Below are 234 nucleotides of genomic sequence, written 5' to 3'. Positions count from 1 at the left end.
CTGTCGGTCAAAGACGCGTTGATGATATCGAGATCGGGGGCTGTAGGCATAACAGTGTCTCCAAAATTTTTAACCAAAATAGACGGTACTAACTACAATCATAGCTGCTATCAAATTCATCGTCACCAAAATTATCTGGGGGATGATTTGGGGGATGCGCTTAAGCTTTCCATTATAAATCACAATGAAATCAATTCACTACATGATTATAGTGGCGGAGACGAAGGGATTCGA

At 41.0% G+C, this 234-nt stretch carries 1 protein-coding gene; it reads left to right on the top strand.

The genetic code is table 11. The features are described from left to right. Positions 1 to 54 precede the first annotated feature (54 nt). On the top strand, positions 55 to 234 hold a 180-nt coding region (locus ACPGUT_RS12720), incomplete at its 3' end, for a hypothetical protein (protein WP_423991940.1).

This window comes from Halocynthiibacter sp. (assembly GCF_049608145.1).
Taxonomy (GTDB): Bacteria; Pseudomonadota; Alphaproteobacteria; order Rhodobacterales; family Rhodobacteraceae; genus Halocynthiibacter.
The sequence above is the reverse complement of the archived record's forward strand: the minus strand, read 5'-3'. Positions and strand labels throughout refer to the sequence as shown.